At 68.8% G+C, this 17343-nt stretch carries 8 protein-coding genes; 6 read left to right on the forward strand and 2 right to left on the reverse strand.

What is annotated here, in order from left to right; all coding sequences use genetic code 11:
- Positions 1 to 135 precede the first annotated feature (135 nt).
- The 5 genes from CFP65_RS28020 to CFP65_RS28040 all read left to right on the forward strand — a co-directional run bounded on the left by CFP65_RS28020 (position 136) and on the right by CFP65_RS28040 (position 5277).
- Positions 136 to 1305, forward strand: coding sequence for a branched-chain amino acid ABC transporter substrate-binding protein (locus CFP65_RS28020; RefSeq protein ID WP_104818788.1), 1170 nt, complete (start codon positions 136 to 138; stop codon positions 1303 to 1305).
- A 25-nt stretch (positions 1306 to 1330) separates the two neighbouring features.
- Positions 1331 to 2251 (forward strand): branched-chain amino acid ABC transporter permease, encoded by a 921-nt coding sequence (locus CFP65_RS28025; protein WP_104818789.1) that lies wholly within the window; start codon positions 1331 to 1333, stop codon positions 2249 to 2251.
- Positions 2252 to 2360: 109 nt separating this feature from the next.
- Positions 2361 to 3674: a branched-chain amino acid ABC transporter permease gene (locus CFP65_RS28030; protein ID WP_104818790.1), complete on the forward strand. Its 1314-nt coding sequence runs from the start codon at positions 2361 to 2363 to the stop codon at positions 3672 to 3674.
- Complete coding sequence (locus CFP65_RS28035) at positions 3671 to 4501, forward strand: ABC transporter ATP-binding protein (protein WP_254552608.1); 831 nt, start codon at positions 3671 to 3673, stop codon at positions 4499 to 4501. The genes CFP65_RS28030 and CFP65_RS28035 overlap by 4 nt, the downstream gene beginning before the upstream one ends.
- A gap of 32 nt (positions 4502 to 4533) precedes the next feature.
- Entirely contained in the window at positions 4534 to 5277 is a 744-nt protein-coding gene (locus CFP65_RS28040) for an ABC transporter ATP-binding protein (RefSeq protein ID WP_104821182.1), read from the forward strand.
- A gap of 201 nt (positions 5278 to 5478) precedes the next feature.
- Here CFP65_RS28040 and CFP65_RS39250 read toward each other — a convergent pair whose 3' ends face one another.
- The gene (locus CFP65_RS39250; RefSeq protein WP_158702382.1) at positions 5479 to 5772 is read right to left on the reverse strand and encodes a hypothetical protein; all 294 of its coding nucleotides are present in this window, start codon (positions 5770 to 5772) and stop codon (positions 5479 to 5481) included.
- 159 nt (positions 5773 to 5931) lie between these two features.
- Positions 5932 to 9849, reverse strand: a complete 3918-nt coding sequence (locus CFP65_RS41865) for a LamG domain-containing protein (protein ID WP_104818792.1) — start codon at positions 9847 to 9849, stop codon at positions 5932 to 5934.
- Positions 9850 to 10195: 346 nt separating this feature from the next.
- Between CFP65_RS41865 and CFP65_RS28050 the strand changes: the two genes are divergently transcribed.
- On the forward strand, positions 10196 to 17341 hold the full coding sequence (locus tag CFP65_RS28050) for a polymorphic toxin-type HINT domain-containing protein (RefSeq protein ID WP_158702383.1): 7146 nt from the start codon (positions 10196 to 10198) through the stop codon (positions 17339 to 17341).
- Positions 17342 to 17343: the final 2 nt, after the last annotated feature.

The following is a 17343-nucleotide window of genomic DNA, read 5'->3' on the forward strand; positions in this document are numbered from 1 at the left end:
AGCGTGGTGATTGAGCTCTCCCGGGCGTTCCGGGGCTGACTAGAGTCGCGGCGACTGCCGAGTGCCGCAGCGTGCGACCGACGCTGCCGCACCGGATTCTGACGTCGACTCAACGATGCCCCAGGGGGAAATCCCGTGCTGCGCAAGCGACTTCTCCAGACCGCCGCCCCGCTCGTGGTGGGTGTGCTCGCCCTCGCCGGCTGCTCAAAGGGCGGGGACGAAGCCTCCGCCGACGGCAAGAAGGTCTTCAAGATCGCGTACGAGGGCCCGCTCACCGGTGAGAGCGCCGCGCTCGGCGCCCACATGGAGAACGGCGTCAAGCTGGCGATCCAGCAGGCCAACGCCAAGGGCGACCTGCCGTTCACCCTCCAGTACGTGCCCGGCGACGACACCGGCACCGCCGACCAGGCCCCGGCCGCCGCCCAGAAGATCATCGACGACGACCAGGTGATCGCCACCATCGGCCCTGCCTTCTCCGCGCCCACCAAGGCCGTCGGCCAGCTCTACTCGCAGGCCAACCTGCTCGCGCTGACCTCCTCGGCCAGCAGCCCCTCGCTCACCACCCTCGGCTTCACCTCCTTCCTGCGCGGCATCCCGAACGACAACGCGCAGGGCGGCGGCATGGCCGTCTACTACGCCAAGAAGGTCAAGGCCAAGAAGGTCTTCCTGGTCGACGACAAGACCGAGTACGGCGTGGGCCTGTCCGGCGTGGCCGAGGCCGACCTCAAGAAGGACGGCGTGCAGGTCGTCCGCGAGAGCGTGCCGCAGAAGACCCCGGACTACACCGCCGTGGCCACCGAGGCGAAGAACTCCGGCGCCGACGCGCTGATCTACGCCGGCTTCTACGCCGACGCCGCGCCCTTCGCCAAGAAGCTCAAGGAGGCCGGCTTCACCGGCCCGAAGATCGCCTCCGACGGCACCAACGACAAGAAGTTCGTCGAGCTGGCCGGCGACGCCTCCGAGGGCTGGCTGCTCACCTGCCCGTGCGTGGACCCGACCGTCGACCCGGACATCAAGAAGTTCACCGAGGACTACCGCGCCGCCTTCAAGGTCGACCCGGGCACCTACTCGGCCGAGTCCTTCGACGCCGCCAACCTGGTGATCGAGCAGCTCAAGGCGCTCGGCACCGGCGCCACCCGCGAGGCGTTGCTGGCCGCCGTCAAGAAGGCCGACTACAAGGGCCTGACCAAGCGCTACCACTTCGACGACAAGGGCGAGTTCCCCGACAAGGCCGCGTTCCTGTACCAGGTGAAGGACGGCAAGATCGTCTACCAGGGCGACGTCAACACCCTCGCCAACGGCTGACGGAGGGAAGGGAAGGAGTCGCACGATGTCGCTGAACCAATTCTGGGACTACCTCGTCCCCGGGGTGGCGCTCGGCGCCCTGTACGCGGTGATCGCGATCGGCTACACCCTGGTCTACGGGGTGCTCCAGCTGATCAACTTCGCCCACAGCGAGGTCTTCATGCTCGGCGGCTTCGGCAGCCTGATCGTGCTGACCTCGATCACCCCCGCCCACCCCTCCGCCCTGGTCTCGGTGCTGCTGGTGATCGTCGGCCTGGTGGTCTCCGCCCTGGTCGGCGGCGCCACCGCCTTCGGGCTGGAGAAGGTGGCCTACCGGCCGCTGCGGCGGCGCGGGGCGCCCAAGCTGATCTTCCTGATCAGCGCCATCGGCGCCTCCTTCTTCCTCTACAACCTGGCGGGCAAGCTCTTCGGCCGCGACCCGCTGCCGATGCCCCACCTGTACGACAACAACGTGGTGCTGCACCTCTTCGGCGCCCGGGTCACCATCACCCAACTCCTGCTGCTCGGCTGCGCGTTGGTGATGATGGTGGCGCTCGACCTGCTGGTCAACCGGACCCGCCTCGGGGCCGGCATCCGGGCCCTGGCCCAGGACGCCGAGACGGCCTCGCTGATGGGCGTGGACACCGACCGGGTGATCTCCCGCACCTTCCTGATCGGCGGGCTGATGGGCGGGGTGGCCGGCTTCCTGTTCGGCCTCAACACCCAGGTCTCCTTCACCATGGGCTTCAACCCCGGCATCACCGCCTTCGCCGCCGCCGTGCTCGGGGGGGTCGGCTCGATCCGCGGCGCGATGCTCGGCGGCCTGCTGCTCGGCCTGGTGGAGAGCTTCGACGTGCCGGTCTTCGGCGAGGAGTGGCGCTACGCCGCCGCCTTCGTGGTGCTGGTCGCCGTCCTGATGTTCCGCCCCACGGGCATCCTCGGCGTCAAGCTCGGGAGGGCCGCCTGATGCGGCAGGCACCCCCGCGCCACCCCGCCCCGACGCCCCGTCACCCGGAGCCGGCGCCGCGCCACCCCGCCCCGCTCCCGCGCAACCCCGCACCGGCCAGGAGGTCCCGATGAGCGCCGTCCTGCACGAGCGCCCCAAGGCGGTGGCCTCCGCGGCCTCCGTCGCCCGGCTGCGCCGCACCCGCTGGCACCAGCAGCCCCGCTGGCGCCGCTTGGGCGCCCTGCTCGCCCTCGGCGTGCTGCTCACCCTGATGACCGGCGAGCAGGGCAGCGGCAAGGACCTGCTCTACTCCGTCCGCACCAGCCTCACCGGCGGCCGGCTCTGGGCCTTCCTCGGCCTGGCCGTGGCCGCCTGGCTGCTGGCCGAACTCGGCGCCCCCGTCCGGGCCGCGCTGCGCCGGGCCGTCCGCCCGGTCGGCCAGGCCCGCGACTGGGTCGGCGAGCGCCGGGGCGTCCGGCTCGGCGGCGCCCTGGTGGCGCTTGCCCTGCTGATCTTCGTCCCGCTCACCCTCAGCAAGGCCACCAACCAGGTGCTGGTCGACTGGGTCGGCATCTACGTGCTGCTCGCCCTCGGCCTCAACGTGGTGATCGGCTGGGCCGGGCTGCTCGACCTCGGCTTCGTCGCCTTCTTCGCCATCGGCGGCTACAGCGCGGCTTTCTGGACCGGCCACCTGCCGATCCAGCCGCCCTTCCACCTCAACCCCTTCCTGGTCATCCCGGTCGCGATGGCCACCTGCCTGGTGGCCGGCGTGCTGCTCGGCGGCCCGACGCTGCGCCTGCGCGGCGACTACCTGGCCATCGTCACGCTCGGCTTCCACGAGGTGATCTACCTGGTCGCCAAGAACGCCGACGGCCTCACCCACGGCTCGATCGGCGTCTTCGGCATCCCGCACTTCTCGATCTCGCTCGGGCCGATCCAGTACCGCTGGAAGCTGGACCCGCTGGACTACTGGTGGCTGCTGCTCGGCCTGATCGTGCTGATCGTCCTGGTGCTGCGCCGGCTGGAGTACTCCAAGGTCGGCCGCACCTGGATCGCCATCCGTGAGGACGAGGTGGCCGCCGCCGCGCACGGGGTCAACACCGTCAAGTACAAGCTGATGGCCTTCGCGATCGGCGCCTCCACCTCCGGCGCGGCCGGAGTGGTCTACGCGAGCAAGGTCGGCTTCATCAACCCCGAGAACTTCCCGCTGCTCTACTCGGTGCTGGTGCTCGCCTACGTCATCTTCGGCGGCATGGGCTCCATCCCGGGCGTACTGATGGGCGCCGGGCTGCTGGCCTGGCTGCCGCACGCGCTCAAGGACGTGGTCGACCAGAAGGACCGCTTCATGTACCTGGGCGCGCTGCTCGTGGTCATGATGATCTACCGCCCGCAGGGCCTGCTGCCCGCCAAGCGGCGCAGCGCCGCATCCGGAGGTGCCAAGTGACCACCGCTGCACCGGCATCGGACGCTCCCGTCCTGGAGGCCGAGGCGCTGACCCTGCGGTTCGGCGGCCTCACCTCGCTCTCCGAGGTCTCGCTGGCCATGCGGGCCGGCGAGGTGCTGGCCGTGATCGGCCCGAACGGCGCCGGCAAGACCTCGCTGTTCAACTCGCTCACGGGCGTCTACCAGCCCCAGGAGGGCCGGGTCCGCTTCCGCGCGGAGGACGGCACCGAGCACCAACTACTCGGCCGCAAGCCCCACTTGGTCAACCGCTTGGGCGTCGCCCGGACCTTCCAGAACATCCGCCTGTTCGGCGCCCTCAGCGCACTGGAGAACGTCCAGGTGGCCGCCCAGTCCCGCCAGCGCACCGGCCCGGTCGGCATCGCCCTCGGCCTCCCGCACGCCCGCCGGGCCGAGCGGGTCAGCGCCCGACGCGCCCGCGAACTCCTGGAGTTCGTCGGCCTAGGGGCCCAGCTGAACGAGCCGGCCGGCTCGCTCTCCTACGGTGCCCAGCGCCGTCTGGAGATCGCCCGGGCGCTGGCCACCGACCCCCGGGTCGTCCTGCTGGACGAGCCGGCGGCCGGCACCAACCCGACCGAGAAGCTCGAACTCACCGACCTGATCCGGCAGATCAACCGGGAGCTGGGCGTCGGGGTGCTCCTGATCGAGCACGACATGCGGCTGGTGATGTCCGTCGCCGACCGCGTGGTGGTGCTCAACTTCGGCAAGGTGATCGCCGAAGGCACCCCCGCCGAGATCCAGCGCGATCCGGCCGTCATCGCGGCCTACCTCGGCGCCGAGGCGGCCCACACCGAGGGGAGCCAGCTGTGACCACCACCGTAGACACCCAAGCTGCCGGGGCCGTGGAAGCGCAGGCCGCCCCGGCCCAGGCCACCGCCGCCCCGGCCCTGCTCGAACTGGCCGACCTGCACGTCGGCTACGGCGCGATCGCCGCCCTCAAGGGCATCGACCTCGCCGTCCACCAGGGCGAGGTGGTCGCCCTGCTCGGCGCCAACGGCGCCGGCAAGTCCACCACCCTGCGCACGATCTCGGGCCTGCTGCGCCCGGTCTCCGGCGAGGTCCGCTTCGCCGGTGAGCGGATCGACGGCGTCCCCGCCCACCAGGTGGTCGGCCTCGGCATCGGCCACTCGCCCGAGGGCCGCCGGGTCTTCGCCGACATGACCGTCCTGGAGAACCTCCAGATGGGCGCCTACCGCTTCGGCAAGGCCGACCCGGCCGACCTCGACCGCGTCTTCGCCCTCTTCCCCCGCCTCAAGGAACGCCACCGCCAGGCCGCCGGCACCCTCTCCGGCGGCGAACAGCAGATGCTCGCCATCGCCCGAGCCCTGATGGGCCGCCCCGAGCTCCTCCTCCTGGACGAGCCCTCCATGGGCCTGGCCCCGATCATCGTGGCCCAACTCTTCGACATCATCCGCGAGATCAACACCCAGGGCACCACCGTCCTCCTGGTCGAACAGAACGCCGCCCAGGCCCTCGCCCTGGCCCACCGCGCCTACGTCCTGGAGACCGGCACCATCACGGTCGAAGGGCCGGCCGCGGACCTGTTGACGGACCCGCGCATCCGCGAGGCCTACTTGGGTGGGTAACCACCAGGGGCGCGGGGGACCACTGGTGGTCTTTGAAGGCCTGTGATCGCTCCTCGTCGAGGTTCTCATGGTTGGTGCTGCCGAACGGTCGATAGGCTGTTCGGCAGCACCAACATCGTTGGCTAGCCCTTCCTCGAGCGCGACGAATGGCTGCGCCCTGCAGGCGTTGGCACCTTAGCTCCGTTCATCGGCCGTAGTTCGTCACTTCGTCATGCCCGTGTACAGCCCGGCGATCACGAGGTAGACGAGCACTGTTGCCAGGGCGACCCCGACCATTACCAACGACTCGACCACCCGAGAGAGCGGGCGCTTGCGGCGGGCCACCTCGCGGTTGACCAGAAGTCCGATGACGCCGACTCCGCCTCCGATGGCACCACCGATTGCTCCGCATGCCAGCGGGAGAAGGATGAGCACCTTCTGTCGAGGCGTCAGTCCTGCAAGCCAGTTGGTCCGTGCGAGTGGAGGTTGCTGGGATGAGAAGGGCTTTCTGTTCACTTGACTCTCTCCACGTGCCGTTGTGGTTGGGGGCGGTTCTCGCGGATCCCGGAGGGACCCGGGCGGCCGTCGTCGGAAAGCGGAGGCTCCTGACTCGTCCACCTGGCACCGACAGGTTGTTGCGGGGAGGACCCGGCCGGGCCTTTGCCGCGCGCTCGGTCAGCTGTTGTAGAGGGCCTTCGCCTGCTCGGGTGTGAGGGCGTAGGGGTAGGTGCGGACGTTGCTGACGGCGCCGTTGACGTTGCCGTAGGAGCTGTTGTCCGGGTTGGCGGCGGCGCCGATGGACAGGCCGTACGGCGCGGCCCAGACGGTCTTGTTGTAGGCGGAGCCGGCGTACGCGCCGTTGACGTAGAGCGTCATGGCGTCGGTGTCGGCGTTGTAGGTGGCCGTCAGCTGCGTCCAGTTGCCGGAAGCGGGGGCGTCGACCGAGACCCATCGGGTGCCGGTGGCGTTGTCATCGGTGGTGGTGCTGAACTGCCAGCTCTTCGCGGAGGCCGCGTAGCTGAGGTAGTACGCCTGGTGGTTGGTGCCGCCTTGGGCGAGGAGGACCTGGTCCGTCGATGGGGTGCCGTTGTACTTGACCCAGGCGGAGACGGTGTAGCTCTGGCTGGAGTCGACGGCGCTGGATGTGGTGCGCAGGTATCCGTTTCCGCTGAAGGAGGCGGCGCTGTTGGCACCGTTGTTGTGGTCGGTGGTCCAGCCGACGGTGTTGTAGACGGTGGCGGGGTTGACGGTGCTGGCGTCGGCGGTGGTGCCGGCGAGCTGCCACTGGTCGGCGGCGATGGCGGTGGTACCGACGGTCAGGGGGCCCTTGAAGTCGTAGCCAGGGCCGTCGCTGGTGCTGATGGGTCCGCCGGTCCAGATCTGGATGGCGCCGGAGGCGGTGATGCCCCACAGGGCGGCGTGGCCGTTGCCGGAGAGGTCGCCGTCGGAGCCCATGGTGACCCAAGTGCCGTTGTTGCCGGAGCCGATCTTGTTGTTGGCATCCAGCGTGGTGATGGTGTCGTAGGTGACCGACTTGCCTGCCGGGTCGGTTGCGGTGTCCTTTCCGAGGACGAAGGTGTAGCCGCGCAGGTCACCTCCGCCGGGGTTGCGCGCCCACAGGCCGGGGCGGCCCTGGCCGGCCCAGTCGCCGGGGGAGATCAGCTCCCATCCCTTCCAGCCGGTGGCGGACAGGTTGTGCGGGGCTCCGAGGCTGCTTCCACCCAGGACGGGGTAGTACCAGAGGGCGCCGTCGCCGTCGGGAGACGTCTCGACAGTGAACAGGCCGGTCTTGTTCTTGAACTGCTTGGAGATGTCGTTGTCCGTGGTGGTGGGGTCCCCGACGGCGGCGATCTGCAGGGTGGTGGACCAGTCGGTGGCGTTGTACCCGGCGCAGGTGGAGGAGATGGCGGTGTCGCACGCGGGCTTGCGGACATCGTAGGACTTGCCGAATGCGCCGGTGCCGGGGTTCTGGTAGACCCAGAGCGTGGGTGCGTTGTCCTTGTGGACGATGAGGTCGTCGACGTTAAGGCCGCCGGTCAGGGTGCCGCGGTGGGTGATGTGGTAGTTGGCCCAGGAGTCGTGGTCGGGGGAGTTGGCGGCGGTGGCGGCCAGCGAGGTCGCGGGGGAGGTGGCGGCCGAGTTGCCGGGGACGGTGTAGGCGCGGAGGTTGCCGGCCTTGTCGGCGGCCACGATGTCGGGGACGGCGTCGCCGGTGACGTCACCGAACACCGGGGGCTTCCCGTTGGGGTTCCATGGTGCGTAGAAGGAGTACTGGGCGACGGGGGAGAGGTTCCCGGCGTTGTCCTTGGCCTGGACGAAGACGATGTTGGTGCCCCAGTGCGGCGGGGTCACGGTGATCTTGGTGGGCGGTGTGGCGCCGCAGGTGCTCTGGGCGCGCTGGAGCTCCGGGTCCCAGCTCCAGTAAACGCAGATCACGCCGGAGGAGGCCAGGCCCGAACTCGCCGGAGGGTCGGTGAGGATGAGCGGGATGTCGCCGGGGTTGCCGGCGTAGATCTGCGGGGTCTGGCCGCTGTCGGACGGGGGGAACTGCTTGGTGGGGTCGGCGACCGTCGGCGGGAAGTCGACCCGCGGCGGTGAGGTGTCGACCTTGAAGAAGCAGCTGGGAGTGGCGGCGGACCAGGGGGCGAGGCTGTCGGTGGCCGCCGCGGACCAGCCGTAGGTGTGGCCATCGGTGATCTTGCTGGAGCCGTCGGGGTTCGTCGCCCTCACGGTGAACGAGGCGGTGCCGTTGTTGGGGGTCAGCCCGGAGAGGCCGGAATCGATGTCCGTGACCCCGCCCTTGGCGTTGTAGTCCCAGATGTGGGTCCAGCTGTAGAGCTGGTCCTGGACGGGGCTGGAGACGGTGGTGCGCAGGCTGACGGCGCCCTGCTGCGTACTGCCGGCGCCGAGCCAGGCGGCGGTGGCGGGGCTTCCACCGCAGGCCTGGTTGGTCTGCTGCGGGATGAGCGTCTTCGGCGCGGGGTAGGCGTTCGGGTTGGTGGGGACGTTGGGGACGCGGTCGTACCAGACGGAGAGCGTGGGCTGGGGGGTGACGCGTTTGAAGGCGTTCTGGTTGGTCTCGCTGCCGTAGAGGCCGAAGGTCAGGTTGGGGTAGGTGGGGGCGTAGGTCTGGAAGGTGCCGGTGACGTCGTAGTCGAACGGCACGTTGCCGTAGCAGCCGTCTCGGCCGGAGCCGCCGATCACCTTGGTGCCGAGGCTGTTGCCGAGCTGGCCGGGTTGGTAGCCCCAGGTGGTCTGGGCGTTGATGCCGCCGGTGAGGTAGAGGTCGACGCCGTAGGTGTTCGTGCAGTTCCAGTCGGCGGAGACGTACTCCTGGAAGGTGATCGTCGCGGAGTGGATCACCGTGCCGTTGAGCGCGTGGGTGTCGAACTGGAAGAAGCTGCGGTAGGCGGAGGAGGGTTTGCAGCTGCCGCCGTTGTTGCCGTAGTCGCCGCAGACGCCGACGCCTGGGTAGTCGGAGTCGCTTGAGCCGGTGCGGTTGTAGTTGGACGTTCCGGGTTCACCGGACTGCACCCAGGTCCAGGCGTTGGCGCTGGTGGTGGGGGCGGGTTTCCAGGCCGGGTCGATGAAGTACGGGGCGGTGCCGTGGGTGAGCAGGTTCTGGTCGGGCGTCAGGTCGATGCCGTTGGAGTCGGCTCTGGCCGGCATGGCGGCGCTCAGGGCGACCGTGCCGGGACCGGCAGGCGTGCTGGCGGTACTGGCCTTGGCAGGTTGGTCGGCCGGGGTAGTGGTGGTGTCCCGGGGGGAGAGCGCGCGAGAGGTGCTGATGCCGACTGAAGAGGTGGTGGTGCTTGTGCTGTCCCACATCAGGGGGGTGGGAGCGAGGAAGCGGGGTTTGCCGTCGGCGGCGGTGGCGGTGAGGTTGCCGGCCTGGTCACCGGCCAGGGTGACGCCTTCGGTGGTGGCGCCGAAGTGCAGGTTCCTCAGCAGCGGATCGGTCGTGGCGGCCTGGGTCTTGACGACCAGGATGGTGGTCAGGCCACCGGCCTTGGTCGCGGTGACCTTGAGGTCGATATCGGGAGCGACGCCCGGGTAGGTGACGCTGTCACCGCTGACCGTGGGGGTGGTCAGCGGGAACGGGGCGGTGAGCGACAGCTTCTTGCCGTCGGCGCTGGCCATCGTGGCCAGCGGGCCCTCGCCGCCCTTGGAGAGCACGAGTTGACCGGCTGAGGACTTGGGGGAGAACGTCCCGTCCTGGTTGGCGGCGAGGTTGGCGTCCAGGGACTGCCAGGTTCCGCTGCGCTTGGTGCGCTGCTGGTCGGGGTGGGCCGTCATAGCGAAGTGGCCGTCAGGGGTGGCTGAAGTCTCGGTGTACTCGGTGGTCAGCGAGTCGACCGGGACGTTCTTGCCGGTGGCCTTGGCCTCGGCGAAGGCCCTGTCGCTCTCGGTGGCGGGAGGGCGCTCGGCGGCCATCCTGGCAGTGGCTGCGTCGAGTGCGGCCTCGGAGACCGGATCGGGGCCGGTGTCGGCGAGCGCGACCGGCGTGGCCAGGACGGTGGCGGCCAGGGCGAGGGCCAGGGTCGGTGTCAGGAAGCGGCGGGGTAAGCCGCCACCGGAGCGGTGTCTGTTCAAGAGAGGTCCCCCCGGACATATGAGCTTTGCTCATGCAACGGATGAATGGCCACCGGAACGGTCGTGGGTGAGAGGGCGGAGCGCAACTTCATCGCCAGGCGAACTGTCCATGTTGGTATGGACAGAGAGGGTTTGCCGAGCGAGTGATCTCCTTCACATCATCGAGTCTGCTCATCTTCCTTGACCTGATTGCAAGTGGAGGAAATAAGCTGTCCGGCTTCTGATTGATGACTCGTGGAGACGGCTTCAGCCTGATCCGAGTTGGGGGTTATGAGTGTTAGGTTTCCGAAATGGTCGCGCCGCATCGGGGGGTGGGCGATCAATGAGACGAAGGCTTGCTGGGGCCATGGCCGCAGCAGTGGTCGGCTCTCTTCTGATGCCGGTCACGGTCGCCGCGGCGGCCGGTCCGGACTATTCGCGGAAGTGGTCTCCGCCCAATACGGCCCTGCCGCAGACCGCCTCGGTCAAGGGCCACGACGTCGCCCCGGCGGCCCCGGCGAAGCCCGCGCACGAGGTCCCGCCGACCTGGCAGGCACCCAAGCCGGCCACCGCGCCGAAGCACGGCCGCGCCTCGGTGCGCCTTGGCGCCGCCCCGGCAGTGCACCCGCTCGCCAAGGGCCAGCAGGCCGAGGCCGGCACCGAACTCCCCGCCTCCGGACTCCCGGTGACGCTCGCCCCGCTCGCCGGATCACCGGCCGGCGGACAGCAGGTCGAGGTCGAGGTCGCCGACCAGAAGACCGCGACGGCGGCCGGCGTCCCAGGCGTCCTGGTCTCGCTCACCCCCGCCGTCGGCTCGGCCACCGGACCGGTCCGGCTCGGAGTCGACCTCGGCCGCGACGGCGCCGGCTTCGGCGCCGACTGGGCTTCCCGCGCCCAACTGGTCACGCTCCCGGGCTGCGCCCTGACGACACCTCAGGCCAAGGGCTGCCTCAAGCAGACCCCGCTCGCCTCGCACTACGACCGCGTCAACCAGCAGCTCGTCGCCGACGTGACGATCGCGCCGAACACCGCCGTCGCGAAGTCCGCGCCAGCGGCCGGTGCGCTTGCGTCCGCTGCTGTGGCGGCGGCTCCGGCGACCGTGGTCGCCGCCGTGTCCGGAACCTCCAGCGGCGCGGGCACGTACTCGGCGACCCCGATGAACCCCTCGCAGGCGTGGACGGCCGGCGGTTCCTCCGGCGCGTTCACGTACTCGTACCCGATCCAGTTACCCCCGGCGCTTGGCGGCGGCGCTCCGTCGGTCGCGCTCTCGTACGACTCCTCATCGGTGGACGGCAAGACCTCCTCCACCAACTCCCAGGCCTCCTGGATCGGTGACGGCTGGGACTACAATCCTGGCTTCGTCGAACGCTCCTACAAACCCTGCTCCGACAGTGGCATCACCAACTCCGGCGACAGTTGCTGGGCCGGCGCGAACCTCTCGCTCTCCCTGGCCGGCCACTCTGGTGAACTCGTCCCCAACGACGACCCGTCCTGCCAGGCCAACGCCCCTGGCACCACCGAGCAGTCCAACTGCACCTGGCGGCTCAAGGACGACGACGCCACCAAGGTCCAGTTCCTGACCGGCGCCACCAACGGCACCTGGAACGGCTCGTACATCAAGGTCACCGACACCACCGGCACGGCGTACTACTTCGGCCTCGACCACCTGCCCGACGCGTCCGGCAACCCCACTGCCAAGGGTCCGGACAGCGGCTCGGCGTGGACGGTGCCGGTCTACTCGCCTAACCCGGGCGACCCCTGCTACGACAGCAGCAAGGGCCAGGGCTCCTGGTGCCAGAGCGCCTGGCGCTGGAACCTCGACTACGTGGTCGACCCGCACGGCAACCTGACCACTTACACCTACACCCCCGAGACCAACTACTACGCCCGGGGCGGTGCCCAGAACAACGGCACAGGCACCAACACCCAGTACACCCGGGCCGGCGTCCTCGCCACCATCGGCTACGGCCAGTTCTTGAGCGACCAGCTCGCCGCCAACGGCGCGTACAACCCGGCGGCGAAGATCGTCTTCGCCTCTGTGGAACGATGCGTCACCTCGGACGCGGCGTGCGACCCGGCCAACCGCACCGCGGCGAACGCGGCCAACTGGCCGGACGTCCCGATAGACCAGCAGTGCGCTGCCACCGGCACCTGCACCGTCTACGGGCCGACCTTCTGGACCAGTAAGTGGCTCAAGTCCGTAACCACCCAGGTCCGGGTCAACAGCACCTACCAGGACGTCGACTCGTACGCCCTGAACCACTCGTTCGTCGATGTGCAGAACGCCACCGAGAACACCAAGGTGCCGTGGCTTGACTCCGTCCAGCGCACGGCCATCGACACCCAGGCCTCGTCTACCCAAGTTCCCCTCCCTCCTGTGCAGTTCACCTCGATGCTGCTGCGCAACCGCGTCGACGGCACCAACCTGGTCCCTGCCCGCCCGGCCTTCAGTAGGCCGCGCATCCAGCTGATCACCACTGAGACTGGTGGCACCATCGGCGTGGACTACTGGCCGGCGGACTGCTCCCGGGTCAACAACTCGATGCCGGCCTCCGCCGACACCGACACCCGGTCCTGCTTCAACGTCAAATGGCACCCGCCGACGGAGCAGAAGGGCGACGCCCCGATCGACGACTGGTTCCTGCGCTACCCCGTCCGAACCGTCACCACTGACGCCGCCACCATCGGCTCGGTCTCCGTCACCAAGGCATACACGTACGGCAAGGCCGCCTGGCACCGCAACGACTCCCCACTGACCAAGGACGCGGACCGCACCTGGGACCAGTTCCGCGGCTACGCCAGCGTCACCACCGTCACCGGCAGCGGCCAGGACGGCGACCGGTCGCAGACCAGCACCAGCTACTACCAAGGCATGAACGGTGACGTCACCTCGTCCGGCACCCGAAGCGTGAAGGCCGCAGGCCCGATGAGCGGCCAGGTGACGGACTCCGACTGGCTCGCCGGCCAGACCCTGGAGTCGGACACCTACACCCAGGAGAACGGCGGCATAATCTCCTACACCGTCAACACCTCCTCTGGTGAGACCACCACGGCGACCCACAACCGAGGCTCGCTGCCGGCGCTGGTCGCCCGCTACAGCGCCAGCACCTTCACCACGGTCGCCAAGGAACACAAGGCCGACGGCACCTGGCGCTCCACCGCCAAGACCACGACCACCGACCCCGCCCACGGCAATACCGTCACCAGTGTGCTGGACACGGCCGACGGCCTACCCGACATCTGCACCCGCACCAGCTACGCCGCCGGAAGCGACCCGCAGGTCCTCGCCCTGCCCTCCCAGGTGCTCAAGGTCTCCGGAACCAGCGCGTGCACCGCGGCAGCTACCGCCGGCAACACGGTGAGCTGGACCAACAGCTACTACGACAACTTGAGTTACGGAAAGCTTGGCGCCGCCCACGACGTCACTGCCACGGTGTCCGCCGACCACTTCGACGCCGGCGGCAACCCGCAGTTCACCACCGTGCTCGCCGGATACGACGGCTACGGCCGCCAGACCAGCAGCACCAACCAGAACACCACCGACAGTGCACACCCCGGTGGCGCGACCGTCACCACCGCCTTCACCGGCAAGACCGGCGAACTGCCCACCGGCACGTCCGTCACCACCCCGGCCCCGGCCGGCGCGAGCGACACCGCGACCGGCCGCACCACCACCACGGTCCTGGACAGCGCCCGGGCGCTCCCGCTCTCGGTGACCGACCCCAACGGCCGGACCACCACCACCGCCTACGACGCGATGGGACGCCTGACGAGCGTCTGGCTCCCGGGCCGGGCGACCACCGCCAGCGCCAGCAGGACCTTCCAGTACTCCGTCCCCGGCAAGGTCAACGGCACCGTTGTCCCCCCGACCACCACGTCCCAGACCCTGCGCGCCAATGGGACGTACGCCACCAGCGTCCAGATCATGGACGGCCTCGGCCGCACGGTGCAGACCCAGTCCGACCCGGCGACCTCGTTCTACACCGGCCGTCTGATCACCGACACGGTGCTCGACTCCCAGGGCCGGACCATCCGCTCCAACGCGGCCTGGTACAACAAGGACGCCCGACCCGGCACGACGCTGTACCAGACCACGACCCAGCAGGTCCCCGCCCAGACCCACACCGTCTACGACGGCCTCGGGCGCCCGGTGACCACGGAGTTCGTCGCCTACGGCGTGGCGCAGAACAGCACCACCACCGCCTACCCCGGCGCGGACCGCACCGACGTCACCCCGCCCAGCGGCGCCACGGCGACCTCGACGGTCACCGACGCCCGGGGCCGGACCAGCCAGCTGTGGCAGTACAAGACCGCCACCGTCACCGGCAACGCCTCCGACGCGGACGTCACCACGTACACCTACACCCCGGACGGCAAGCCGGCCACGCAGAAGGACGCCGCGGGCAACACCTGGACCCATGGCTACGACTTGTTCGGTCGTGAGCTCACCTCGACCGACCCGGACACCGGTACGTCCACCAAGACGTACGACACGGCGGGCCGGCTGGCCACGACCACGGATGCGCGCAAGCAGACTCTGGCCTACACCTACGACCTGCTCGGCCGGATGACCGGCAGCTACGTGGGTTCGGTCAGCGCGGCCAACCAGCGCACCGGCTTCACCTACGACACCGTCGTCAAGGGCCAGCCTGGCGCGTCGATCCGGTACGACAGCGGCAACGCGTACACCAGCGAGGTGACGGCCTACAACACGGCCTACCAGCCCACGACCACCAAGCTGACCATCCCCGGCTCTGAAGTCGGCCAGAGCGGCACGCCGTTCACCTACACCCGCATCTCCGTCTACGACCCAATCACCGGCGCCCTGACCGCCGAGAACCGCGACGCCATCGGCGACATCCCGTCCGAGACGCTCACGTACACGTACGAGAAATACGGGCTCCTCCTGTCCTACGGCGCGTACAACGGCGCCACCTACGACCTGTCCGACGACTACGACGCCTACGGGCGCAGCACGCGTACCACGGTCAACCCGTGGGGCACCCAGATCGTCCTGACCAACACCTACGACGAGTCGACGGGCCGCCCGTTGACGCAGTTCGTCGACAAGCAGACCGCTGCCACCGGCGCGGTCCAGCAGGTCACCTACGCCTACAACCAGGCCGGCAAGCTCACGGGCGTCCGCAGCATTCCGGATGCTGTGCCGTCCAACGCCGACCTCCAGTGCTACGGCTACGACTACCTCGGTCGTCTGACGACCGCCTGGACGGACACCGGCACCCTGACGATGGCCCCACAGCCGTCCGTCGGCGGCCAAGGCGCCTGCACCGACTCCACGCCCACCAGCGGAGCCCAGGCCCCGAAGAAGACCACCGTCGGAGGCCCCGCCCCGTACTGGCAGACTTACGGCTACGACCTGACCGGCAACCGCAAGAGCCTGGTCCAGCACGACCCCTCAGGTGACACCACCAAGGACACCACCGTCACCCAGACCTTCAACACGAGCGCGAACGCCCCGATCACCACCCCCAACCCCGACAGCGGCACGGGTGGCCCGCACGCCCTCATGTCCACCTCGACCCAGACCGGCACCGGCTCGGCCGCGGTCAGCACCACCCAGTACGACGCGTCCGGCAACACGACCCTGATCACCGACCCGGCCGAGCTCACCACGCTCACCTGGGACCCGGAGAACCGGCTCGCGGTGGTCGACAAGCGGACCCAGGTGAGCAACACCCACTACCTCTACGACGCAGCGGGCAACCAGCTGATCCGCCGCTACCACGGCAAGAACACCGTCTTCCTCGGCGGAGACGAGCTCGTCTACGACCCCAACGCCACCACCAAGCTCACCGGCACCCGCTACTACCAGATGCCCGGCGGCCTCACCCTGGTCCGCCAGGGAAGTCAGTCCACCTTCCAGATCAGCGACGCCCGGGGCACCGGTACCCTCTCCCTGGACGGCACGACCCTGACGGAGTCCCGCCGCCCGGTCGACCCGTTCGGCAACCCCCGCGGCACCCAGCCTGGTGCCTGGGCAGGCGACCGCGGCTACGTCGGCGGCACCAAGGACGACATCGGCGGCTACACCAACCTCGGAGCCCGCGAGTACGACACCGCCCACGGACGATTCATCACCCCCGACCCGCTGCTGAACTCCGGGGACCCGCAGCAGTGGAACGGCTACGCCTACAGCAACAACGACCCCGTCAACCAGTCGGATCCCAGCGGTCTGATGAGCAACGCCAACTCGGCGGGAGGCGACGGCACTCCCGGTCCTGAGACCGACCCGGGACCCGACATCTGGTCCCACCCCGACACCGGGCCTGCGCCGCAGCACCACTCCTGCGGCTTCGGCTGCAACATCAGCAAGGGGCTGAAGACGGTCCAGCACGTTGCGACCAAGTACCCGATCATCAAGCAGGTCGCTTCGGCGGCGACTTCCGGTGTCACTTACGCCGGATGCTGGGGCGCGGCAACCTTTGCGACTCCGGAAACCGGCGGAGCGAGTCTGGTGGCCGCTGGCATGGCCTGCGGCGGCCTGGCCGGAGCAGCGGGCGCGGCCGTGGACAACTCCCTCACAGAGGGAGCCGACCATTCACTCAGCGGTCAGATCGACGCAGCAGCCGACGGCGTGATCACGGGAGCAGCAGTCGGCGGGACCGGAGCAGCAGCAGGTGTGGCTGCCCAGGGCGTAAGCAACCTCAACATGAAGGCCGCCCTGGCGACCGTCAGTGACTTCCTCGGTGGCGGAAGCTGCAAGACGGCCCCGAACAGCTTTGTGGCCGGGACCCTGGTCGTACTGGCTGACGGTTCCACTGTCCCGATTGACCAGGTGCATGTTGGTAACGTCGTCATGGCTACCGATCCGGAGACCGGCACGACTCTGGCAGAGCCTGTCACGGCCACGATCTCGCACAACGATGACGTGGACTTCACCGAGCTGACCGTCAGCGTTGACGATCCAAACGGTCATAGCTACAGCTCGTCCATCACGTCCACGGCCAACCATCCTTACTGGGACGCCACCACGGGGGAGTGGACTGAAGCGCAAGCCCTGCGCGTCGGTGACGAACTCCGCCGGCTCGACGGCACCCCCGTTACCATCACAGCCGAGCGGTCATATACCACCGCCCCGCGCACGGCATACAACCTCACCGTGGAAACCCTCCACACGTACTACGTGCTGGCGGGGAACGCGCCAGTGCTCGTACATAATTCAATGTGCACATCGCTCCCCTCGGCAAGTTCGGACAAATTCGTCGTCCTGGGGAGGAGATTGGACACAAAAATTGCACACGATTGGCCAGATCATGAGGTTCTCGTGATGAAAGGATGGGATCTCGATAAGAATGACGAGTTTATTCGGGGGGTAATCAAGAAGAGGCAGACGGTGTATCTCGCTACGCCGATAACTGACAGGAGTTTGAGTAATGCGACTGGAGAGTCGGTCTACGCTCGGGAGATAAATCAGCTTCTGAGTGCTGGCTACACGTTCTCCAGTAAGGGATCCGAAGCATATGACTATATGACTCCTCCGGCATTGAGATGACA

Origin of the sequence: Kitasatospora sp. MMS16-BH015 (genome assembly GCF_002943525.1) — a bacterium.
GTDB lineage: Bacteria > Actinomycetota > Actinomycetes > Streptomycetales > Streptomycetaceae > Kitasatospora.

Bases quoted from the DNA above. Each gene is read 5' to 3' on its own strand.
- CFP65_RS28025 (WP_104818789.1), top strand. From the start codon at position 1,331: ATGTCGCTGAACCAATTCTGGGACTACCTCGTCCCCGGGGTGGCGCTC.
- CFP65_RS28030 (WP_104818790.1), top strand. From the start codon at position 2,361: ATGAGCGCCGTCCTGCACGAGCGCCCCAAGGCGGTGGCCTCCGCGGCC.
- CFP65_RS28050 (WP_158702383.1), top strand. From the start codon at position 10,196: ATGGCCGCAGCAGTGGTCGGCTCTCTTCTGATGCCGGTCACGGTCGCC.